This is a genomic window from Ignavibacteriota bacterium, from assembly GCA_013285405.1.
In the GTDB taxonomy this organism is placed as follows: Bacteria; Bacteroidota; Ignavibacteria; order Ignavibacteriales; family Ignavibacteriaceae; genus IGN2.
Window position 1 is genome coordinate 2,492,887 of record CP053446.1, and the last position, 24,842, is coordinate 2,517,728.

At 33.9% G+C, this 24,842-nt stretch carries 17 protein-coding genes and 1 pseudogene; 10 read left to right on the forward strand and 8 right to left on the reverse strand.

Annotation, left to right across the window (positions count from 1 at the left end; translation table 11 throughout):
* Window positions 1-56: 56 nt before the first annotated feature.
* Entirely contained in the window at window positions 57-2,633 is a 2,577-nt protein-coding gene (locus tag HND39_10855) for a T9SS type A sorting domain-containing protein (GenBank protein ID QKJ96738.1), read from the reverse strand.
* 191 nt (window positions 2,634-2,824) lie between these two features.
* On the opposite strand from HND39_10855, the gene HND39_10860 reads away from it, so the two are divergent.
* From HND39_10860 to HND39_10905, 10 genes are all read left to right on the forward strand, one after another.
* Window positions 2,825-4,810 (forward strand): T9SS type A sorting domain-containing protein, encoded by a 1,986-nt coding sequence (locus HND39_10860; protein ID QKJ96739.1) that lies wholly within the window; start codon window positions 2,825-2,827, stop codon window positions 4,808-4,810.
* 131 nt (window positions 4,811-4,941) lie between these two features.
* A complete protein-coding gene (greA, locus tag HND39_10865; protein ID QKJ96740.1) occupies window positions 4,942-5,418 on the forward strand; it encodes a transcription elongation factor GreA in 477 nt (158 codons plus the stop codon).
* 183 nt (window positions 5,419-5,601) lie between these two features.
* On the forward strand, window positions 5,602-6,975 hold the full coding sequence (tilS, locus tag HND39_10870; GenBank protein ID QKJ96741.1) for a tRNA lysidine(34) synthetase TilS: 1,374 nt from the start codon (window positions 5,602-5,604) through the stop codon (window positions 6,973-6,975).
* A gap of 20 nt (window positions 6,976-6,995) precedes the next feature.
* The gene (gene hpt / locus HND39_10875; GenBank protein QKJ97973.1) at window positions 6,996-7,529 is read left to right on the forward strand and encodes a hypoxanthine phosphoribosyltransferase; all 534 of its coding nucleotides are present in this window, start codon (window positions 6,996-6,998) and stop codon (window positions 7,527-7,529) included.
* 8 nt (window positions 7,530-7,537) lie between these two features.
* Window positions 7,538-9,616, forward strand: coding sequence for an ATP-dependent zinc metalloprotease FtsH (locus HND39_10880; protein ID QKJ96742.1), 2,079 nt, complete (start codon window positions 7,538-7,540; stop codon window positions 9,614-9,616).
* Window positions 9,603-10,271 carry a dolichol kinase gene (locus tag HND39_10885; protein QKJ96743.1) on the forward strand — a complete coding sequence of 223 codons (669 nt, stop codon included), beginning with the start codon at window positions 9,603-9,605 and terminating at the stop codon, window positions 10,269-10,271. Before HND39_10880 ends, HND39_10885 begins: the two co-directional genes overlap by 14 nt.
* Window positions 10,272-10,318: 47 nt before the next feature.
* Window positions 10,319-11,398, forward strand: a complete 1,080-nt coding sequence (locus tag HND39_10890; GenBank protein ID QKJ97974.1) for a DUF4837 family protein — start codon at window positions 10,319-10,321, stop codon at window positions 11,396-11,398.
* Between the two features lie 393 nt (window positions 11,399-11,791).
* The gene (locus HND39_10895; protein QKJ96744.1) at window positions 11,792-13,948 is read left to right on the forward strand and encodes a hypothetical protein; all 2,157 of its coding nucleotides are present in this window, start codon (window positions 11,792-11,794) and stop codon (window positions 13,946-13,948) included.
* A gap of 15 nt (window positions 13,949-13,963) precedes the next feature.
* Window positions 13,964-15,892, forward strand: coding sequence for a hypothetical protein (locus HND39_10900; GenBank protein ID QKJ96745.1), 1,929 nt, complete (start codon window positions 13,964-13,966; stop codon window positions 15,890-15,892).
* Between the two features lie 38 nt (window positions 15,893-15,930).
* A complete protein-coding gene (locus HND39_10905) occupies window positions 15,931-16,587 on the forward strand; it encodes a T9SS type A sorting domain-containing protein (GenBank protein QKJ96746.1) in 657 nt (218 codons plus the stop codon).
* Between the two features lie 37 nt (window positions 16,588-16,624).
* Here the strand turns inward: HND39_10905 and HND39_10910 are convergent, their stop codons facing one another.
* The 7 genes and pseudogenes from HND39_10910 to HND39_10940 all read right to left on the reverse strand — a co-directional run bounded on the left by HND39_10910 (window position 16,625) and on the right by HND39_10940 (window position 24,513).
* The gene (locus tag HND39_10910; protein ID QKJ96747.1) at window positions 16,625-18,550 is read right to left on the reverse strand and encodes a DUF2723 domain-containing protein; all 1,926 of its coding nucleotides are present in this window, start codon (window positions 18,548-18,550) and stop codon (window positions 16,625-16,627) included.
* A gap of 210 nt (window positions 18,551-18,760) precedes the next feature.
* Window positions 18,761-21,559, reverse strand: a complete 2,799-nt coding sequence (locus HND39_10915; GenBank protein QKJ96748.1) for a hypothetical protein — start codon at window positions 21,557-21,559, stop codon at window positions 18,761-18,763.
* A gap of 121 nt (window positions 21,560-21,680) precedes the next feature.
* The gene (locus HND39_10920; GenBank protein ID QKJ96749.1) at window positions 21,681-21,914 is read right to left on the reverse strand and encodes a hypothetical protein; all 234 of its coding nucleotides are present in this window, start codon (window positions 21,912-21,914) and stop codon (window positions 21,681-21,683) included.
* A gap of 209 nt (window positions 21,915-22,123) precedes the next feature.
* Window positions 22,124-22,972, reverse strand: a complete 849-nt coding sequence (locus HND39_10925; protein QKJ96750.1) for a hypothetical protein — start codon at window positions 22,970-22,972, stop codon at window positions 22,124-22,126.
* A gap of 254 nt (window positions 22,973-23,226) precedes the next feature.
* A pseudogene (locus HND39_10930) lies at window positions 23,227-23,517 on the reverse strand (helix-turn-helix transcriptional regulator).
* Between the two features lie 323 nt (window positions 23,518-23,840).
* Window positions 23,841-24,230 (reverse strand): HEPN domain-containing protein, encoded by a 390-nt coding sequence (locus tag HND39_10935; protein ID QKJ96751.1) that lies wholly within the window; start codon window positions 24,228-24,230, stop codon window positions 23,841-23,843.
* Window positions 24,214-24,513: a nucleotidyltransferase domain-containing protein gene (locus HND39_10940; GenBank protein ID QKJ96752.1), complete on the reverse strand. Its 300-nt coding sequence runs from the start codon at window positions 24,511-24,513 to the stop codon at window positions 24,214-24,216. The genes HND39_10935 and HND39_10940 overlap by 17 nt, the downstream gene beginning before the upstream one ends.
* Window positions 24,514-24,842: the final 329 nt, after the last annotated feature.

Below are 24,842 nucleotides of genomic sequence, written 5' to 3' on the forward strand. Positions count from 1 at the left end.
TTTGAAATTGTTGTAAGGGCTCAAAATTTTGAACCCTTACTATTAAAAACAATTATTTACTTGATAAGCACCATCTTCTTCGTCGAAACAAATGTACTTCCATCTAAACCATTCGCACTAATTGTATAGTAATAAACACCATTAGAAAGTTTTGATGCATCAAAATTAATTTCGTGATTACCGATACTGTAATCTCTGTTAGTTAGTTCATCAACTTTTTCACCCAAAGTATTAAACAATTCGATACGAACATAAGAATCAACCGGTAACGAAAACTTTATCATTGTAGATGGATTGAAAGGATTTGGATAGTTCTGTGAAAGATCGAATACCGCAGGTCCATTAATTTCAGTTTCAATTACATTTGAATAAGTAGCAGTGCCGTCAAAGTCAATTTGTTTGAGTCGGTAAAAATATTTACCCACAGTTAAAACTGCATCTCTGTATTCATAATCAGTTACTTCGGTTGATGTTCCATTACCATTAACAAATGCAATTTCTGAAAAATCAATATTGTTTGAACTTCTTTCAATCATAAATCCGGAATTATTCGTTTCAGTTGCTGTTGTCCATTTCAACATTATTCCATCTTCAACTTTAATGGCGAAGAACGCTGTAAGTTCAACGGGAATATTATCAGTAATAGTGAAATTAACATTTGAAAGATCAAAGAAGACGTTGCCAACTGCTTCAACTTTTATTCTTGCCTGTGTTGTTGGAAAATTTGGGAGAAAAATATCTTCGGTGCCGTCGTTTGCGGTGTTAGCAGCAAGAGTTTGCGTAAAATTATTTCCACCATCGGTTGATAACAAAATATTTACTTGTGTTACATTAACAGGTGCAACACTTGTATTTGCCACATTCCAGGTAATTGTATTATTTGTATTGCCTTGCCAAGTAACAGCGGTGTTTGGTTGAGTTACAAGAAAAGGTCCTGCAGTATTTGTTACATTTATTGCCTGCATCTGCGCATATTTAACACCACCTCCGCCAGCACGATTATCCCTAACGGTCAATCTGAAAGTTAATGTTCGTGTGTATGTTGGCAGAATCTCTCCAATCGTTTGATTATTATTTAAAATGTTTGACAGTTTTGGAAAATATCTATAAGGTACAGTAACAGGATCAAACGATCTGAAGATCGGTGCATTACCAGAAGGTGAGTTTGGATGTCCTGCTGGTCCGAGATCCATTTCTTCCCAGCAGTATGTTAATGGATCATTATCAGGATCAGATCCGGAACCAGTCAGTATAAATGGTGTGCTGATTGGAATTGTAAACCCACCAGCCGGAACAGATGCTGTTGGTTCTCCATTTCCAGTATTTGTAATAACGGGACATGAGTTTCCACCGCCAGTAGTTGTATAATTGACAATTTCTACAAAACTTATATTATGAAAGTAATCATCGCTGTTATTCTGTAAATTATGACTACCGCAAATTCCTGCATAAGCCATAATCGTGCTTCCGCTTCCAGGTTCATACGCAGTGGAAGAATTCCTGTTTCCACCACCGCAGGAACCTGCGTTTCCATTAAACGAATGATTACCGCCATACTGGTGTCCCATTTCATGGGCAACGTAATCAATATAAAACGGATCACCGATTGGTTGCGGCAAACCAGTTACTCCCTGTGCTTTATATCCTGCCTGGCAGATAACTCCCAGGTATGCAACACCACCGCCGCCGGTACTGAAAACATGACCAATATCATAATTTGCTGATCCAATAACTGCATCCAGATTAGTTTGGTTTTGTGAAAGCATTGCAAAACCATCATTATTTGTGTAAGGATCTGTCGAAGGATTAGTATAAATGATAAGATCATTATTTGCAATTAATATCATCCTGACTGCAACCTCATTTTCATAAACTCCGGTAACACGATTTAATGCAGTTACAACGGCAGCTAAACCAAGAGGAACTGTACCTCCATGAAAATTTGTGTACTCACCGGTTGCAGCGATCGCTGTTCGATAAGTTCTTAATTGAGGTCCAGTCATTACTAACGGATTTTCTGCAACTAATTGTTTGATCTGATTGCCAAATTCTGAGTCAGTTCCTAAAAGAGTGCATTCAAGATTTAATCTCTCTTCAGTTGGAGTGTAATCTCTCTTATAATAAGAAATGTAGTATATTGTTTCACCTAATGAATAAGGATCAATATAAACTGTACCATTTGATAAAAAAATTATTGCATGAAATCCAGCAGGTGTAACATCAAAACGAACTCTTGCATCTGAATTTTCATCTATTCCTTGCCCGAGGTAAGTTTTTATTTCAGGATATTTAACAGCAAGCTCTTCTGCCATCACCGGCGATTGAACAATTTTAAAAGTTGCAAAAGAATTATTCGGTAGCGGCAGACTTAAAATAAATCTTGAATTTTTTACACTGGTAGTTTTCTCTTCAGGAACTTGTGTTAATGCAGTTGACAAATTTTGTAAATCCAATTCAAGTGTTCGGTAGGTTTCAGGAATTATATATCGTGTTCCAATGGCATCTAATCCTGTTTCTGAAATATTGCTCCACAAATTTGCAAAATTATTTTGTGCAGTTAAATTATTTGTGCAAACAATAAAAATACTGATGATTAAAAACGCAAAGTTTCTCGGAGATAGAAAGTAAATCATATTTTAAACTCCTAAGTAATGATGATTATTATTAATTAAAACGGTGCTAAAATACCTACCTTCAAGTTGTTTGTCAAACAGCAACTTTTCTTGTTTCATCATCTCATTGAAGATAAAAATTAAACAGTGTTTATTTATTGGTTTAACCACTATTTTAACATGAAATATTAATTTTTAAAAGCAGGATTAAAATGATAAAATACATTTTTACAATTGTTCTTCTAACATCTTTCATTCTGATTGCTCAGGATGAATACAAACCCTGGATTAAAACTGAAAGAGAAAGACACGCCAGATCAATGCAAATGTCAAAAGTTCTCTATCCGGGAGATACTAAAATAGATGTCACTTATTATGGTCTCGATTTAACAATCACCACAAGCCCGAATTATCTCACAGGCAGAATTATAATCGGAGTTAAGGCAGATACAACAACTATCAACTCTTGTTTTTTGGATCTGAGAAGTTTTTTAATTGTAGATTCAGTTTTGATCAATGGTTTATCTGCATTATTCACACATACAAATAATCTTATCAATATCACACTTGATCAAACTTACAATGAAGGAGAATCCTTTACACTTGAAGTTTTTTACCGTGGTGTACCAAGCGGGACTAATTTCGGTGGTTTTGATTTTAGTACACATAATGGTTCACCAATTATATCAACTTTGAGTGAAGCATTCAGTGGTCCGTATTGGTGGCCTCAGAAAGATACGCCCGGAGACAAAGCAGATTCATCTGATGTTTGGATGACTGTTGCAAGCAATTTAATTGGTGTATCAAATGGAACTCTTGAAAGTGTTGTTGATAATGGGAATGGAACAAAAACATATCACTGGAAAAATCACTATAGCATCGCTAATTATTTAATTTCACTTGCTATTTCAAATTATACTCAGTACGATACTTATTATCATTACGGTCAATCAGATTCAATGGTGATAATGAATTTTATTTATCCTGAAAATTTCAACTATGTAAAACCCATTGTTGAAGAAACTGATGAGATGATAACAGTATTCGCAAACCGATATGGTGAATATCCTTTTATTCAGGAAAAATACGGACATGCAGAATTTGAATGGGGTGGAGCTATGGAACATCAAACCTGTACTTCTATGGGCTTCTGGGGATCGGGAGTTATTTCTCACGAACTTGCTCATCAGTGGTACGGTGATATGATTACCTGCGCAGACTGGCATAACATCTGGCTTAACGAAGGTTTCGCAACTTACTCTGAAGCAGTTTATGTTGAAGCAAAGAGCGGTAAAGCAGCTTATAATTCTCAGATATTATCAGAAATGAACAGCGCAAAAAATGCACAGGGAAGTGTCTGGGTACAGGATATTTCAAATGAATGGGAAATTTTTGATGGTTCGCGAACATATTCAAAAGGTTGTGTTGTTCTTCATATGCTCAGAGGTGTTGTTGGTGATTCAACATTTTTTGATATTACAAGAACATACAGCGCACATCCTTCAGTTTCTTATGGAGTTGCAACTACAGAAGACTTTCAGGCAATTGCTGAGAGTGTTTACGGTCAGAGTCTCGATTACTTCTTCCAGGAATGGATTTACGGGGAGAACGAACCGACTTATACAGTTGGTTGGAATAAATCCTTCGTAGGTGGTGATGTTTATAATATTTCGCTCAACATAAACCAGGTAGTAAATTCCAATCCTTCTTTCTTCACAATGCCAGTGCAGATCAGAATCAATACTACTCTAGGAGATACAACCGTTACTTTATTTAACAATGCACAGACTCAGAACTTTCAATTCCAGGTTATTGGAAACCCAGGATCAATTGTATTTGATCCCGGTAACTGGATTCTGAAAAACAATACCATCATCACCGAAGTTGAAAATATCAGCCAGCCATTTAGCTATGGTCTCGAACAGAATTACCCGAATCCGTTCAATCCATCAACTACGATTGAGTTCAGCATTCCGCAAAACGGTTTTGTTACAATTAAGGTATTTAATGTTCTCGGAAAAGAAATTGCAACTTTGATAAATGAGCAGGTTATGGCTGGAAAACACAAAATAGATTTTAATGCTACAGGACTGAGCAGTGGAGTTTATTTTTATAAATTGCTTGTCTCGGATTTGCAAAGCAAAGACGGAAAAATGGAAAATTTTGCGGAGACAAGGAAGATGATCCTCCTCCGATAAACCTTCGTCGGACAGGTACTTCTCAAATAATCCAGCCTTGACAAGGTAAGTTCAAATTCTTAATTTTGCCCTGCCACTGTCCTGATATTCAGGACGGTGGCAATTTTTTTTATCAAATCAAAAGGATAGAAATGGCAGATGGAAACTTTGTTTATCTCACAAGAGAGAGAATAATCGAGATTGAAAAGGAACTATTAGAAATGAAAACCAACGGCAGAAAAGCAATGGCAGAAAAAATTGCTGAAGCTCGTGCTCACGGTGACCTTTCTGAAAATGCTGAATATGATGCCGCAAAAGAAGAACAGGGATTGTTTGAATTAAAAATTGCAAAGATTGAAGACATGCTTTCGCGTGCACGAGAGATTGATCCCTCACAATTTGAAGAGGACAAAGTGCATATTCTATCCAAAGTAAAAATTAAAAACCTGAAAAACGGAAAAATGTTTGATTACCTGCTTGTATCTCCCGAAGAAGCAGATTTTCAGGCAGGAAAAATTTCTATCACTTCTCCTGTAGGGAAAGGATTGTTGGGAACTCAAGTTGGAGATAAAGTGAAAATACACGCACCTGCCGGAATACTTGATTATGAGATTATTGAGATAAACTAAATTTTTAAGATTAATTATTACTTATAGAGTTTTGTCATTCTGGTTTGTCCAGAATTTTAAGATCGATAGGATCAGATTCCGGACTGTCCGTCAATTGCTGGTTCGCTGGAATGACTTAAATACTATGAGTCTTTAAAATATCCTTTTTCCATAAGTTTGTTAACACAATTCATCTCTACATAAATGATAAAAACCATCGAACAAAAAGCACTGAAGTTTATTGATGAAAATCATCTCATTGATTTTGGCGATAAAATCCTCGTTGCATTGAGTGGTGGGGCAGATTCAGTTTTCCTTCTTTCATTTCTACTAAAATTTAAAAAGCGATTCAGGATTAAGTTAGCAGCGTTTCATTTAAACCATAAGCTTCGGGGTAAATCCGCTGATGACGATGAAAAATTCTGCAAAGATTTTTGTTCGGAAAATAATGTGCCGTTTGTAAGTGTCTCAAACGAAGTAAAAGCTAATGCCAAGAAATCTAAACTTTCGATCGAGGAAGCCGCGAGAAAAATCCGCTATCAGGAATTACAAAAAGCTGCAACGAAACTTGGCTGCAATAAAATTGCCACAGCACACAACTCAAGTGATAATGTTGAAACCATTCTTTTGAATTTGTTTAAAGGTGCAGGATTAAAAGGGCTATCAGGTATTCCTGTAAAAAGAGAAAATATAATTCGACCGATCCTTAGTCTTACTTCAGATGAAATCAGAAAGTATCTGGTGCAAAATAAAATTCATTTTCGGATTGACGAAAGCAACCTTAAATCTGATTATGAAAGAAATTTTTTGCGTAATAAAATTATTCCAGAGTTAAAAAAGAGATTGAATCCGCAGCTTGAAGAGAAGATCAGTAAAACATCGAAAATAATTTCAGAGATCAGTTTGGTAGTAGAGAAAGAGATTGAAAAGCTGGAAAGAAATGCTGTTATTAAAAAAGACGGGAAGGTCTTTATTAACTTAAACAAATTTTCAAAACGTGATAGAAACTTTGTGGGAGTTTTTTTAAAATCACTAATCGAAAGAAATTTCAGAATTGAACTTTCATCAGCGAATATTTGTGATCTGACGAATCTGATAAATTCGCAATCAGGTAAATCAATTCATCTGAAAGAAAAAGTATCTGCACTCAGAGAAAGAGATAAATTAGTAATCTGCAAAAATCTTATTGATAAAAATAATACTGTCTTTCTTGTAAGCGCAGATGAGAAAATTGAACTTAATGGCACAGAGTTTTCAATTGAAGAAGTAAACAAGAAAATGATTAAGTTCACTAATAATAAATTTTCAGAATTTATTTCCGGAGATGGACTGGGAAAGAAATTTGAAATCAGGAGATGGAGAGAGGGAGATAAGTTTCAACCAATTGGAATGAAAGGCACAAAGAAGTTATCCGACTTTCTATCAGATGTAAAAATATCATCAGTTGATAAAAAAGATCAGTACGTTTTAACTAATTCAGGAAAAATTGTTTGGGTAATTGGATTACGTCTTGATGAAACATTTAAGGTTACACCCGGAACAAAGAGGATTTTCAAACTAACTTTAAAAGTAAAGTGACTGCATCTGAAAAATTAGTAATAGGCAGCGATGAATTCATTCTTCTTTTTTCAGAAGAGCAAATTCAAAACAGGATTAAAGAACTTGCGCACCAGATTTCATCAGATTATAAATCAAGTTTACCTGTTTTCATTGGTGTATTAAACGGTTCATTTCTTTTTATGTCTGATCTGATTAGATATCTGACCATCAATTGTGAAATTGATTTCTTCAAACTATCAAGTTATGGTGATGCAAAAATCTCTTCCGGTGATGTGAAGCTGCTCAAAGAGCTCAACTGCGAGGTAAACCACAGAGATATAATAATTGTTGAAGATATTGTTGATACTGGATTATCTATAAAGTATATAGCGGAACTTTTTGCCGAAAAAAGTCCGAATAGTATGAAAGTAGTTTCACTTCTGGTGAAGCCCGGAAGCCTGAAATATAACGTGAAAATTGATTATATTGGCTTTAAAATTCCTGATAAATTCGTAATCGGTTATGGTCTGGACTTTGCTCAGAAATACCGGAATTTACGTGGAATTTACGTTTTAAAAGAAAATGGAGATTAAACTTTTTAATGAATATAGATTTTAAAAAATTTTTTATGACTGATAATAATGAAAATAAAAAGCCACCTAAAAATCCGAAAGGATCGGGCCCAAACAAACCTGATGATAACTTTGATTGGTCAAAAGTTCTTAAAATGGTATTCGGATGGGGAGCGGTTATTGTTGCGGCAATAATCGTTATGCAGGTTTTCAGAACCACACAAGAACAGTACGTTGATATTCCATTTGCTGAATACCGCAGACTTCTGAATGATACTGATAAAATTAAAGAAGCAACTATAACTAAATCAGACATTAATGATTATTTCTTCCGCGCTGAATTAACATCCGAAACTTCTGTAAAGATTAACGGAACTGAAACTAAAGTTAAAGCTATTTCGGTTTACATTCCCGAACCAATAATCAAAGAAGAAGAAACACTCTGGAAAGAAAAGGGAATAAATTATTCATTCGACAAACAATCGAGCGAATGGTTGAATGTTCTTCTCGGATTTCTTCCATGGCTGCTTATAATAGCAATCTGGATAATTATTATGAGAAGAATGCAGGGACAAGGTGGCGGCTCAAGAGGAATTTTTTCATTCGGTAAAAGCAAAGCAAAACTAATCAGTCAGTCAAGTCAGCGTGTTACGTTTCGCGATGTCGCCGGAGCTGATGAAGCAAAAGTTGAGCTTCAGGAAATAATCGAATTTCTTAAAGAACCTACTAAGTTCCAAAAACTTGGTGGAAAAATTCCACGCGGTGTACTTTTGCTCGGACCTCCGGGAACAGGCAAAACTTTACTTGCTCGTGCTGTTGCAGGTGAAGCTGGCGTACCATTTTTCTCAATCAGTGGTGCAGATTTCGTTGAAATGTTCGTTGGTGTGGGTGCAAGCCGTGTTCGTGATCTTTTTGAACAAGGAAAAAAGAATGCACCTTGTATAATTTTTATTGATGAAATTGATGCAGTCGGAAGACACCGCGGAGCCGGACTCGGCGGTGGTCACGATGAAAGAGAACAAACATTAAATCAATTACTTGTTGAGATGGATGGCTTCGAGCAAAACAGCGGAGTTATTATAATCGCAGCAACCAATCGTCCTGATGTACTAGACCCGGCTTTATTAAGACCGGGAAGATTTGACAGACAGGTTGTAGTTGACCGACCTGATGTGAAAGGTCGTGAAGGAATTTTGAAAGTTCACACAAGAAATATTCCTCTGGAAGAAAAAGTTAATCTTGAAGTACTTGCAAAAGGAACTCCCGGGCTTGCTGGTGCAGAACTAGCAAATCTTGTCAATGAAGCTGCTCTGCTTGCGGCAAGGAAGAACAAGAAAAAAGTTGAAATGTCAGACTTTGAGGAAGCAAAAGATAAAGTGATGATGGGGATGGAACGAAAGAGTATGATTATTTCAGAAGAAGAAAAGAAAACCACCGCATATCATGAAATTGGTCACGTACTTGTTGCCAGAATGATTCCGGAAGCTGATCCGGTTCATAAAGTTACTATTATTCCGAGAGGACGTGCGCTTGGTGTTACAAGCTATCTTCCAATCGATGAGAAACATACATATTCAAAAGAATATCTTGAAGCAGTAATTACTTATGCACTTGGTGGTCGTGCTGCTGAGAAAATTGTTTTCGATCACTATACGACCGGTGCAGGAAATGATATAGAAAAAGCAACAAACATTGCACGTAAAATGGTATGTGAATGGGGAATGAGTGATAAGATGGGTCCGATGAGTTACGGTGCAAAGGAAGAGGAAATATTTTTAGGAAGAGAAATTCAGAAGCATCGCGACTACAGTGAAAAAACTGCAATAGAAATAGATGAAGAAGTTCGGGGAATAATAAATAATTCGATGAATCGGGCTGAGAAGATTTTAAGAGATAATATCGATTTGCTTCATAAACTTTCAATGGAACTTCTGGAACGCGAAATTCTTGACTCCGAAGAAATTGAAAGAATAATAAAAGGTGAAGAATTGCCTCCTATTCCTGTTATTCCGGAACCGAAAAAGGAAGAAGAAATTCCTGAACACGTTAAGGCAATGATTCAGCAGCGAAAGCAGAAGGATGCTTCTGTAAAAGATGACGCAAATTGATAACGGTACGATTCAGTATAAAGATGAACTATTCCGAAAGCTGATTCATCTTACTTCGCTGTCCATTCCTATTGTTTACTATTTCATAACTGCAAAGACTGCGGCAATAATTCTCGGAATCCTCACTGCAGCTGCCTTAATAATAGATTTAAGCCGTTACCTTCATCCGGAAACCGGAAAAATATTCTATAAATTTTTTGGCTTCCTGCTGCGTGAGCATGAGCTCGATCATAAAAAGAAAAATCTTAATGGCGCAACCTACGTACTAATTTCTGCTCTTATCAGTGTACTTATTTTCCCAAAGGTAATTTTCATCTCAGCTTTTTCGATTCTGATAATAAGTGATTCGCTTGCAGCATTGATTGGTAGAAAATTTGGAAAGCATAAATTTCTTTCAAAAAGTTTTGAGGGAACTTTAACTTTTTTTATTAGTGCATGCATAGTGATTTTATTTACTCCAAAAATCGGCGGTTTCTTAGAAGAATATTTGATTGGCTTTATAGCTGCATTTGTTGGTGCAATTGTAGAAAATATTTCATTCAGGCTTATCGATGATAATCTGTCAATCCCACTGTCTGTCGGATTTACGATGTGGGGATTATACCTTGCATTACTGCCGAATCTGGAATTAACACTCTCAAATGTATCAAGGTGAATATGAAACAAAAATCATCAGTATATCCGACCTGGCTGTTGCTTACAATTACAGTTGTGGTTATCGTAATTGCATTTTTGTTGTTCTTACTATTATACAATAAACCAAAGGATAGCGCAAAAGGTTCAGAAGATGAAATTTTTGTTGTGGCTGATTCTATTGAGTATGAAGCAATATCAAATTCGCTTAAATCTGTTTTTGAAAAAGAAATAACTACTCCGCAACCAGAAAAATTATACAATCTGAAAAGAATTGATTTAGACGAACTCGATAAAAATAAAAATGTAAAGAACCTCATTATCGCCGCACCAAATAATTCGGGAAGTAGCACCTCACAATTTTTAAGCAGTATAAAAGATACTTCTGTTCAAAATGAACTTAAAGCTGATTCAGAGTTTGTTGCATTTCAATATGACGTTTGGGCGAAGAACCAGATTGTTGCTGTAATATCAGCACCAAATGTTGAAGCGCTGAATGAAAATATTTTGAGCAATTCAAATAATCTGTTAAATACCTTCCAGCAAAAATCTGATGAAAGATTAATCAGTAATCTTTATAATCCTGAGTTCGAGCAAAAAGCAGTTGAAGGAAAATTGTTAAAGGAATATGGCTGGATAATTTATGTTCAAAAAGATTTTAAAATCCTTATAGATGACCCGAAAGAAAAATTTGTTTTAATGGAGAAAGCTCAGGGAAATGATATAAAACTTTTATACTTCATTCACTGGATTGATAACGCAGATCCGGATTATCTGAATCAGGATTCAATAAAAATTATTCGGGACAGATTAACGAGTAAATTCTTCCAATCAGTTGGAGATTCATTTATTGTTTTTGTTTCTGAGGATGGATTTGTTGTCAATGAAGTAGATTTTAACGGAAGATATGCGTTATTTACTCAGGGTTTGTGGATGAATGAATTCGATAACAGTGGACCTTTTGTAAACTACTTTTTCTATGATGAGAAAACCGAAAGAATTTATATGATTGATGGCTCTATCTTCGCACCGAAGTATTATAAAAGAAATTTAATTCAACAAACGGATGTAACACTTCAGTCATTCAGAACAAAAGCTGAGTTGAGTAATGAAAGAATTGATGAATTGTTAAATGCAGCAGAGAAGTGATTTTGTTTTAAATGGAATCTCTCCACATATGTATTTGGCATTATTTTGATCATATGAAATTAAGCAAAAATATATTTTCCTCCCCTCTTGACAATATCAAATCAAAAATCTATGTTCTCAGTGAGAACAAAAAAATATTGTAAATGTAATACAAAATGAAGCCTTTATGGGAGAAATTCAAAAACATAATACTCGCTGCTTGACAAAAAAAGAATCATTGTTATCTTACCATCAACCATCAACCATCAACCATCAACCATCAATCTCTTAATCTTTTTACTTTTATCTTTAATCTTAATTACACCCACGCTTAACGCACAAATAAAAATTGAAGAACGAGTAGAGATAAATCCAGAAGAATCAAAAACAATAAACCCAGCACAGAGCGGATGTGTGTTTGGAAATTGTTCTTACTATGATTGCGATTCGAGCCAGATATATATCCACTTCACACCTGCATCAGTAGAACCGGGAGGTTCGACCATAATAAAACTATGGATTACACCGAATCAATATGAATATAACGAAGATAATTATGATATTCTTCAGAAAACGATAACCATAGAGCCAGAATGCGGGCAGTTAACTTATCTTGGAGGAGGAGAATATCTTTTCACAGCACCTGATACACTCACAGTTGACTCTACAGTTGTTATAATAAACTATGAAAACTACAATCAATTCTGTGCAAGGTGGAATGCAGAGGGAGAAAGAATGATAGTTAAAGATAATTTTGATTGCATAAACTGTCCGATGCCATTATTTAACATTCTGCAGAGAGACTACGCGGCAGAACAACTCACAATTAAGTGGGACAGTCTTTTTGTGGAAGTAAGCCCAACAGAATTATTCCCCGGCGATACGGCTGATATAAATATAAAGAAACGATTACCTGATGGAACACTAACGGATTTTGATACGACACAAACTTTTGAAGCAGCAATGCTTGAAGGTTGTACACTTGGAAACATTTTAGTTGATGACAGTATTGATGTATATTTTTATGATATAAACCAGCCGATAAAATTTGTTGCAGATACAACAGCAGATAGCACAGGATTAGTATTATTAAGAATTGGTTTAGTTGAAGAAATCGCAATGTTAAAAAGTAATAATGATGAAGATGTTTTATTTGATTGTCTGCCGGGACCACCACAGACTTCGAATTATGCAATTGTACAAGCATATATAAATGAAGAACCAACTATACTGCTTGGAGAGACAAAATATTACCAGGCAAGATATAAAACAGTTGATGAATTGATGATTGAAGAAGCCCCCGTTGATGCAAATGGAATTCCTTACCTTGATGGAGGATTGTCTGAAGATGTTTGGGGTAATAATCCTGTAACAGTTATTGATACTTGTAATGATTGTGCTAAGAAAATGGGTGTTTACTGGGAGAAAAAATATCCAACGAATGAATTTGAAAATGTCCCCATCGATGTGAAAGGCAAAACATATAATCATAGTATCATTAAAATGAATCCATTACAGTCCGGATTGATTAGGTTAGTTGGTAGATACTGGGATAAAGATTCAACTTATTTTATAACATTAAAAGCAAAAAGGGAGAATGGAGATTCTGCACAAATACAAATAAAGATTGTGAAGCCATCTATGATATGGAATGGACAAAATTCTTCATTTGAAAAAGCGAAAGATGTACTTAATAATACTGTAAATATAGATTCACTATGTATTTTTTATGGGGGCATACATGGTATTCCTCCTCAATTAATTAAAGGACAAATGTTCACGGAATCAGCGAAAACATATTTCAATTCATTGTCAGATTCCGGATTTGCGCCATCTTACAGGTTTGAACCGTTTACGACTCAATATGAGCCAAATTATAAGACAAACCCTAAATATAATAGTTATTATATCTATGACTCTACTTACACTTATCCTAATATGCCAACACATTACAATGTCCAATTAATTAATTATCCATCTCAAATTTATACCGTTTGGGATATGGTGAAAAATTATTCTAAACTAGTAAACCCGAACCCTGATGTGAATTATTATGGTGGAAGAAATTCTACCACTCACAGAGTTTGGCTCGGTTACACAGTTGTCGATACTATTTATACAAGAATTGCGAATGAATTTGCTGAGTTGTATCCCGAGTTAACTAATGTTCAGAAATATGATTCTACGAATAATAAAATGATTGATTTTTTGAAAAACGAATGGACCAGAAATGATGCACCCAAGGGAACTAAAAATAATATTGCACAAACTCGAGTCGCAAGTTCTTACGGATTAGCCCAATTTTTATATGGAACAGCACGTGACATCGGTTATCCTAAGGAGGACGTTCCTGAGAATATTAATTTGATGAATTATGTGTACCTCTTTTATAAAACTCAAAAAAAATATTTGTGCGATGGATTAGGAATTAATGTTGAAAGTAGTAATAATTGGTCAGAGGGTTATGAGCATTCTTTTTGTAAATGGATATACGATTCTAAATGGAATCCCTATGATTTGGTATATTCAAAAAAAATTATCAACAATTCAAAAAGATTTTTCCCACAATAAAATTTGGTAAAGAAAATGAAAAAATTAATGTTCTTATATGTAATCTTTTTAACTACTATTCAGTTTGCACAACCAGGTGTTACACAAGAAGAAATTGAAGAAATCAATGCAGCAATTGTTGCAAGTTGTGGGTCTGATTATGGAGCATCTGATATAATGAGTGTTAATAGATCAAAAAATACAATGAGGCAATTCGGTTTCGAAGTAGTAGATACATATTCTACTTTGGAAGAATGTTTTATATTTTTGGCTTATACCCAAGATCAAGCAAACGATTTTAAATCAACTGGTATAGTTGGCATATATAGAAATCACACAATATTATGGAAAACTAATCCTGTTATAAAATGTTTTGATATGCGTAATTCTGTGATAATGGGAGTTATGGATTTGAACTTAGATGGTAACATTGATATCATTACCTCTTGGAATAGTGGTTTCAGCGGAGGATTATCGGATATATGGATCTTGAGCTGGAATGGAACAAGCGGTTGGTTTATTAATGATATTGATGAAGATAGTTCAAGTTCTGTTGGGGGCTTTACTGATGATATTGGAGTGCTGGATAGAGATGGTGATGGAATTTCAGAGTTATGTGTTAGTGCTGGATGTTTTAGTTGGAATGGAAGTCTGTATGGGAACTGGGATAATCAGCCATTTCCTGAAATCATTCCTAAAGATGCCTTAGATGCAGAAATTAATTGCAAAGTTGAGAAAGTATCCGGTAATTACAAATATTATTATAAGGTTAAAAATACTATCTCAAGCTTACAAAGAATTATACTATTCGGAATTGATGCTCAGACAGAAAATATTTCTGAATTTAATCAACCACTAGACTGGCACTTCTTTTTTAGGGGAGATGAAAATTTTATATGGGCTTTCATTGAGTCTCCAGAATGGAATTATCCTGAGGCATTTATTAAGCCTGGAGAAGAAAAAAACAATTATTTTTTCACTAGTTCCGGTCTTCCAAAAATTAATAATATTTATGTACAGGGTTATAATACAGAATGCGATTTAGAAATAGAACAGGTCAAATTAAATTCCTTTGTCACAAATACACTATCTCCAAATAATCCTCCGGATTCACTCATCCAACTAGATTTCCTTGACACACTTTTAAACTACACCCAACGCTCCTTCGAACTCGGCTGGATAGCAAACCAAGTGATAGCAGATAAATACGACAGCCTATTTGTCACAACAAAAACACTTCTTCAGGGTAATCATATTCCTTGGGTTGAGTACACACTTCAATCCGTGATTGATGAATGCAATCAAGACAGTTCAGGAAATATTACAAGCGAAGCTTATGCATTATTAAGATACAACACTGAATATTTATTAGAACACCTTCCGGAGGCTATTCCACCAGTCTTAACTTCAATCACACCTCAGATGATATTGAGATATGTATCGGGAGGCAACCCACCAACCGGTTTAACTGTAACTGCAACAGGTGAGAACTTCTCTGATTCATCAATAGCTTATTTTAATGGTAGCGCAAAAACTACAACTGTAATTTCAGACACAGTTCTTACCTTTCCAATTACTGGCTCAGAGATGTCAACTCTTGGTAGTCACCAAATATGGATTAGCACCTATGGAATCAATTCAGATATTTCTGGAATAAATGTAGTTGATAATCTTAATATATTGTTGGGGCTACTTGTACCTACTCTTCAATGTGTGAGAAATAATGGTGGAGGATCATACACAGCATATTTCGGATATGTTAATGATAACGGTGTAAGTATCTATATACCGATTGGCAGTAAAAACAAGTTTGTATCACTTCAAATTGACAAGGGACAACCAAAGCTATTTCTGCCTGGCACACATACAAATGTATTCAGTGTAAATTTCAACGGAAAAAATTTAACCTGGACTCTGGATCAGGCAAGTGTAACAGCAAATAAGAACTCTACACCGTGTCCGTAAGTATTGTAAAATGTATAATTAACAATTAAAAATTTACAATGAAAAATAAATTATTCTTACTCGTACTCTTAATCTTACTCTTACTCAGAGAAAACTTTGCACAAAACATTTACGAAATCCAGCCGGGCACAAAAGGTAACGAGATAACACTAACGATTGCAAATATTTCAGAAACAAATCCTGCAGAAAATGTTAAAGTAAGGCCTCCCCAACCCCTCCAAAGGAGGGGCTTTCAGGAAGAGCCAATTACTTTTCACCAATCAGAGAAAATTATTGAGAGGATAGAACCAACAGAAGAAGCGGAAGTAACATTCACATTTGATATAAGCAGAAATGTTTCAATTACAAAAAAAGATACAATTGAGTTTATGATAACAGATGCAAACGGACTGATGATGACAAAGACATTCATCTTCAGTTACATTGGTCCAAAAGAATTTAAGCTTGAGCAGAATTATCCGAATCCATTTAATCCAAGTACAGTAATCAGTTATCAGTTGCCGGTGATCAGTAAAGTATTGTTGAAAGTTTACGATATACTTGGCAGTGAAGTCGTAACATTAGTAAATGCAGAACAACAGCCTGGATATTATGAAGTTCAATTTAACGCAATGAACTATGCGAGTGGAATGTATGTTTATAGATTGCAAGCAGATAACTATTTATCTGTAAAAAAGATGTTGGTAGTTAAATAAATGAATAGTCGGGTTTTCAATCAATTCAACATTAGGATTAATCCTTTAACACCTGTTGTAAAGCCGGATGAAGCTTAAAGCCCGGTAAGTCATTCAATATTTTTTTAAGATAAATTTTTGCTCTGTCAGTTTTTCCAAATTTTACTTCATAATAAGCTCTGTTCGATAACATCTGCCCGACCATTCTCTCAACCTGATCAATGTAATAGTTTCTGTTTGAAGAAATTCTGATTTGAAAATCCGGATCAGGTGCAGGAACATATTCATCTCCCTGCACAACTTTGTAGAAAAATAAATGCGGAACCAAGTTATATCCATCCGGAATTTTGAATTCACCTCGTTTCATTTCCTGATCAACCAACTCAGGAGCAATAAAATAATCTCTCTTGCTTACATTCGTCTTAATCAGATTACTCATAATAGTTCTGTAAAGATTTTCCAGTCTATTGGCATCAAATTTTTCGTCCCGCTCAAACGGCTGAAGTGCGATCAGGAATTGATCAACTTCATTATTTACTCCACTAAGAATGTTCGGATCGTGATTGTTGATTTGGTTGTAGTACCACGATCGTCTCAGAAGTTCTTTGTCAATTATTGTAATATCTTTTCTCTGATTTTCAACGTACTGGTAGTAATACGAAGCTGATATAAAATAATCCCATTGATAGCTGAATATAATCGAATTTTTTGGTGAAGTATTTAATATTGCTTTGGTGTAATCTTCATAAGTATAAACACCGCTTTGATCCACTTCCCTGAAATTAAAAAATAGTTGAATTACCAAAACCAGTCCCAAGCCAATCAGTCCGTAATTTTTAGGAAGGCTTTTCATTTCCAAAATTTTTAAAGCACCAAAGGATGAAAAGAAAGCAAGCATTATAAAAGCAAGTAAAAAATAAGAATCAATATCGTGAATATCATAATTGATCGAATAAAATAAAGTGAAGAGAAAAGAGATGAGAATAAACAAGCCGAGAGTTTTTGATCTGAATAACGATACAATTAGACCAATCAATACAAAAAGTAATCCAATAAAAAATTCAAAAGGAAGAATGTTCCAAAAATGACTGAACTGTTTTCCCGCAGAATCAAATGATGTGAACAACCAAACCTGATATTGTCTTCCGGTGACGTGACGATAAATTCTTTCCCAATCGATTGGGTTTCCCCAATTCAATATTGGATTTTGTGAAGCTCTCAATGGCAGATAAGAATAAATCGCAATAAGAACAAGGATGAAAAGAGTAATCATCAGTGCTAATTTTTTAAAACTTGCTGAATTGAATTTGTATCGTGAAAAATATAAGTAAGCAGTTCCGGGAAGTATCATCAATGTTGTAAGATGATTTGTAAATCCGAGTGCGAGAAAAAATGCAAACAATAACCAGTTCGAAAGTTTATCATTCTCAAAAGATTTTACGTATGCTTTCAGAAGAAAAAATATGATGAGTGTTATTAAAAGTAAGTGAAGTGAATAAACTTCAACCGAAGTACTTTGAAACCAGAATGTTCTGCTGAATGCAAGTGAAAGTCCGCCAAATACTGCTGTGATCAACTTGAAATTTTCCGGAATTTCAATTTGTTTTTCTGTTGACTGCTCTTTGCTTTTCTTCTTCTCTTTCTTAGCTGATTCTTTTGATAAATTTTTCTTTCTGAAAACCAAAATATTATCAAGACAATATTTTATTGTGTAAGTAAAAACGCCAACTCCGATACTGCAATAAATTGTAGCAAGAATATTTAATTGAAATATTTTTGAAAATGGAAGTGGAATCAGTGAGAACAAATATCCGATCATTGTGAATAATGGATAGCCGGTCGGATGTGCAATTCCAAGTGTTGCCTGAACTGCAGCAAGTTCGCCGGAATCAATCTGAACAACAGAAGGTGCAAGTGTGAATAAATATATTATAAATACAAATATTGAAGTTAGAACAACGTAATACTTTTTTATCCGGATCATTCTGTGATATTAGTTATTGGTTTTTGGCTGATTGTTTTAGTTCTATGGTTGTCTGTTATAATTATTGAACTTACATTACCAGTAATTGTCAGGTATCTCTTAAAAATATTCTTAAACCTGAAACTTAAACATAAACTTAAACAAAGAACTGATGGACTAAAAATAAAAACAAACCAATCAGTAACTTAATTCAATTGTTGTTTTAAAGGATTAAATCACTTTAATAAACTTAGAATAATTCTCTCTGTTGAACTGGAGAACAGAATTTAATTTTTTCTTTAACGCTGAATCGTTTTCATATTTCATAAAACGCGCAAGCTTCCCAAATTTATTTTCTTCGATCGATAACTTTGAAGAACTACTGCTAAAGCTAAGTTGGTTAAAAATTTCTAAATTCTTAATGAAAATGTAATTATCAGCAAGCTCATTTAAAACTTTTTTGTGTTCTGATTTTGTAGAAAGTTCATTTAAAATAACCGGAATAGCTTTACCGATGAATTGATTTGCACTTTCAGGAGTTGAAAGCAGAAGATAATGAGCAGCATACTCAACATCATTTAATCCACCAGAAATTTTCTTGAGATCAATTAATCCCATTTCAGCAGGAAAGCTGGATATTGATTTTGATCTGATATCATTTATTCCTTTTATGATCTCAGCGTCAGATAACTTAGAAATTCTTTTTAGAAATGATGTAGTCAGTTTAGAAAATAATTCTTTATTTCCGCCAACACAACTTGCTTTCAACATTGCCTGAAACTCCCAGATTCTTGCACGGCTACTCAAATATTCGGTGTATTTATCAAAATCCCAAACCAACTGACTGCTTGCACCTTCCGGTCGTAATCTGCAGTCAACAGAAAATGGTGAAAGTTCTTTTTTTAAATCAGCCAGAAGATTCTGAAAATCATTTTGAATTTTTAGATACTTTCCTGAATTCTTTGCTGCAAATATCAGATCAATATCAGAAGCAAAAGTCATTGTCCCGGTTCCTGTACTTCCGAGAACAATAATCAGATAATCATCATTCCATTTTTTCTTTATTCCGAATTCTTCCGAAACTAATTTTATTTTATCGCTTACTGTTTCGCTCAAAGTTCTTGAAGCTGCTACAGAATCAATCTGACTGATAGTTAGCTGAACTGCAAGATTGAATAAAATATTTTTCAAACGGATTTTTTTGGTTTCATCTATTGAAATTATATTCAGAAAATCCCGACTTAGAAAACTCTCTCTTAAAATTTTATCTTCCGCGAAAAGATCGACTGCCAATTGAGAGTTTTCACAAAGCTGTAGAAATATTTGTAGAAAATTTTCATCCGTAAATTCATTATACCAGATGGAAGGGAAATCAGCTTGCTTGATAACACGAACGAAATTTGAAACACATAAATCAGGATCATCAGCATTCAGCAAATATTCGTAGAAATTATTTTCTATTTTGTTGAAGGATTCAAGTGCAGATTTATCAAACTTTCTGCTTACGGTCAATCCTTTTCCTTCACGTAAAAATGAAATGTCTTTCGATGCTTTTTGTGGATTTGTAAACTTTATTTTAGTCAAAATTTTATTTTCATCTTTTGTTTTTTCACTTTCACCAACAATTGAATTGTAAATATCTCTCACTTGTTTTCGAAATACTTTTACATTTTCCTTAAATTCATTCAATGATTTAAATTCAAGATAAGTACTCAGCTTCTCTGCAATTTCCCCGCTTTCGGGAATTGTGTGTGTTTGTGTATTATTCATCAATTGGAGAAAGTGTTCGATTCTTCTATAAAACACATAAGCATCGTGTAGAATTTTATATTCATTCTTCTTCAAAAGTTTTGTATCACTTAGTTTTTCTAAGGCAGAAAAAGTATTACCTGATTTTATTAATTCATCTTTCCCGCCGTTAAGAAGCTGTAATGCCTGAACCGTAAATTCAATATCTCTGATTCCACCGGGAATTAATTTTATGTTTGCATCTTCTGAATCACGTTCGATTATTTTTCTCAGTTTTTTCATTTGCTCAATTGGTGAAACGAAATGAACAGTCGGATAAACAAACCTGTCTATGTATTTCATAAACTGTGAATAAAGTTTTTCATTTCCGCCAAGAAATCCGGCTTTGATGAGCATTTGTCTTTCCCAATCACTTCCACGAATTTCATAATAATCGAGATATTCCTGAATACTTCTGCACACCGATGAACTTTTACCATCAGGTCTCAATCGAAGATCAATTCTGTACAAACTTCCTGCTTCTGATGATGTACATTTTTCAAGAAATAACTGGATAGTTTCTGAAAGTATTTCACTGTAGTATCTGTTTCCGATTTTGCTCTCTTCATTATAAAAAATTATAATATCAATGTCTGAACTATAATTCAATTCACCACCACCGAGCTTGCCAAGCGAAATTATACAGTACTCTTGTTTGACTGTATCGATCTTATATTTATTAAGTACGAAATCGTAACAACTTTCAAATAATTTATTAGTTAACGTTGTTGCAATAATCGAAAGTTCAGATGTGATTCCTCTGACCTCTGCTTGACCAAGAATATCTTTCAAACCTATTCTCAGAATTTCTCTTCTCTTCAGTGAATTTAGAGCGTGAGTTATTGCATCGAGTGATGAGTAACGAGAAATTCTATCCTCAACTTCAGCTTCAAATATTTTTTTATCCAGCTTTGAATTAAGAATTGATGAATCGCTAACGAGATAGAAAAACTCCGGATTGATTACGAGAATATCGCTTAAATAATTACTGTTGGATGCAATGCTAACAAGCATTTCAGCATAATGAGGATAACGCAGACACTCACTCAGGAAAAAGTATTTATCAAACATTCCATTGATTATTCTCAGCAGATTTGATTCGGATGAATGAGTAAAGTAATGCTTATTAATTTCGGTCGTGAACAGTTTTATAAGACGTTCAAAATCCTGCGGTGGAAGTGAACCAGTAGAAAAGCCGGCAAGCTTATTTATAAAATTGTCAGATAATTTTTTTAATCGCAATGAAATGAACTCTTAAATTCAAATAATCAATTATTACTCAAATTTAAGGATAAATGAGATTGTTAGCACTGGGGTTGGATGATGTTATAGTAATGACTTTTTGATAATACCGTTTTTTAATTTAATCTTTATTTTCTTCAATGATTTTATCAACTAATTTTTTTTCCCCAACAATACTCTCATCGCCAAAGAATCGTGATACTTCCATATGTCCATCATCGAAAACGTCTATTTCTGTTCTCTCACCAACAATAGTTAAACTAACACGAATAGTGTCTGGTCTACTTCTTCCAAGAGTGAAAAAAATGTGCGCATCTTCTAATTTTTGAAGTAGTTCATATAGTGGATGACTCATATGCGTAAATTATTCTTCTTTTCTTAAAATATAAATTTCAAATTCAGATTTTTTAGTAAATAGTTTTGAACTTGGAACATTTAGTGATATAAAAACGAATCATTATGATTAGGTTTTATATTAACGATATTCATTACGAATATCCTCAATCTCTCAAAAACAATCAACAAAAATTTAAGAATGATAAACTTTAGCCATATTAGTCGTAATTATTTGTTAAACTTGTTCTTGTTTACAGGAGGTAAAAAATTATCCCCGGTTACTACGTTTCTACCGGTTTTTTGTTCAAGAGCTTTCCTTGCATCTTTAGCAATTTTCCCTCCTTTTTTTGCAGGGATTTTATTTTCTTCAATTCCTTCAGCATTTTCAGATTCTGCTATCTGCCTTGTCGAAAGCTCTGCAAGAGCAGTAAAAATAAGCTCCGCTTCACTCATGTGATCCCGCAGATTCTGGGTCTTTAATCCTTTGAGAGATTTATGCTCCTTAACAGTTAAGTCGCTCCATTCTTTATGGATAATATTTGTAAGTATTGCAAACTCATCATCTTTTTTAACGCCATGTTTATCCCAATAGTCAGTCAGCTTATTGCGAGTTTCCTGTCCAAGCATACGTTGTTGAATCCACTTTTTGCTTCTTCCTTGTTTCTGCCAATATTCGCGTGAACGGTTTAGTGCTATTGCCGGATCATTCATTTCTTCAATTCTTTGATAGCCAACTTTAGCAAGCCAAAGCTTTATTGGTTCAGCTTTTTTGCTTGGAACTGATTGAACGATACGAAGAATTGTTTCAACATCTGCTACGTCGGTTTCTCTCATTTTTCCATCCTGTGCAGTCATTTTCAACCGGTGACAATTTGTCACCACTTCACTTCCTTCACTTTTAAGTCGTTCACTAAGTTTGTTCCAGTATTTTCTAGCTGTTTGAAAATCATGCTGCTCAGTTAGTGCAGCAACAATATCAATTACAGAAAAATACCAGGTTTCTCTTTCTTCATCATAATGGCGGCGGATTTTAAAAGTTTCAAATATTGCAAGTGATTTGTTTTGATTTTCTTTCATAGGAGTCTCAAAATTAATTTTATTTATAAACTCTTTTATTTCTTTAATTATAAGAAAAACTATTTAAAGCCGTTAAGCAAATTTTCCACAAATAATTCTCATATACATCTCAATTATTATCTGTCGTACAAACTTTCCCAATCTAAAAACAATATTCAATAAAATTTTTGGAAAATATTTATTGTGTATGAAACCGATAAATCGGATAATGAATTGAAAAGTTTTAATAACCGTTTCAACGGTTTTTAATCGAATTACGAAATCGAAATACTAATTTGCTTCTTAAGCCCGACTTCAATTATTCTGCTAAAAGTGGAAAATTGAATATCACTTTTCCCGGCTTCTATTCTTGATATATAACTTTTTTTCGTTCCGGTTTTTTCCGCAAACTGTTCCTGTGTTAGATTGGCTTACTTTCTTTCCTCTTTCAGCATTTTTCCAAGTCTGAAAGCGAGTGATTCAGCTTCAAACTTTTCTCGACTTGCAGTTCCTTTTCTGCCATATCGTTTGTTTAAATGCTCTTCGAATGAAGTTAACTTTTTCATTAAGTGCTTATTATTCCTCTTTCATTAAATTTTCTCAACTAAATTACTCTGTGAAACTTCCTAAATCTTCAAATCACAAACAACAAGAATTTTAAGAAAATTATGAACTCACCCTTATCCCTCTCTTAACAAGAGAGGGAATTATTTTCAATAAAACGTAAAATGAAAATTTTTCTGTCAGTAAAAATAATTGAATGGAATTCTAATGATAATCCCTTCTCTTCTGAAGAGAAGGGTAGGGATGAGTTAGACTAATTGTTCTATTACTCAAATTTAAGGATAAATGGGATTGTTAGCACTTATAGGCAGTAAAAAGCAGCTAATTATTTTTTAACTAACCTGTTGACATCGTTTAAAACTCTTTCAGCGAATGAAAATGATTCCTTGCAAATCTTTTCATCAGGATAAAAATCAGGAAGTGCACTTCCGATTGGATACTTTGTTGGCAGATAAATGCTATCGAGAAAATCACATTCGTCATCAGTTAGTTTTATATTAACATCATATTTCAATAAAATAGTTTTCAGTTCCATTATGTTATGTGTTTTCTTAAATGGTATTTCATTTTCTATAAAGAGAGTTTTTAAAGCTTTCTCAATTGATTGTTGAACGGATTGAAGACAGGGATTGAAAAGTTTGCTTTCAAGTAGGACTTTTGCAGCTTTAAGATTTTCTTCTGAATATATAAGCCAGTTTTTAGTTTCCTCTTGCATAAATAATTTCTCCGTTAGTAACTTCATTTAAGAAAAAGTTATTATCATTTTTCTTTGAGATCGGAAATATATCTATTGCAATTTCTTTTGAAATATTTCTTATCAGCTTTCTGTATTTCAATGCAAGAGTTAGATAATTTTCATTGCTGTTTTGAATTACAGCAATATCAATGTCATTTGGTGTATTGCTTTTATTAAACGAGCCAAAGACAATAATTTTTTCAATTTCTCTTTGCTCCTTTAACGAATTTACAATTCTATTTTTTAATTCAGCTTTGTTCATAGTAATTACGGAATTTATTTACTTAAATATAGAACACGTTTATCTTATTTGCTAAATATCCGTTAACAGAACCTCTGCAAAATCCTGCGGTGGAAGTGAGCCGGCAGAAAAGCCGGCAAGCTTGTTTATAAAATTGTCAGATAATTTTTTTAATCGCAATGAAATGAACTCTTAAATTCAAATAATCAATTATTACTCAAATTTAAGGATAAATGGGATTGTTAGCACTTTGATATATTTATTAATTAAATGTGTTGTCGGAATAAATTGAATGGGTAATTCAAATTATTTGCATGATATTTAGATCATAAATTATAAACTGAAATACT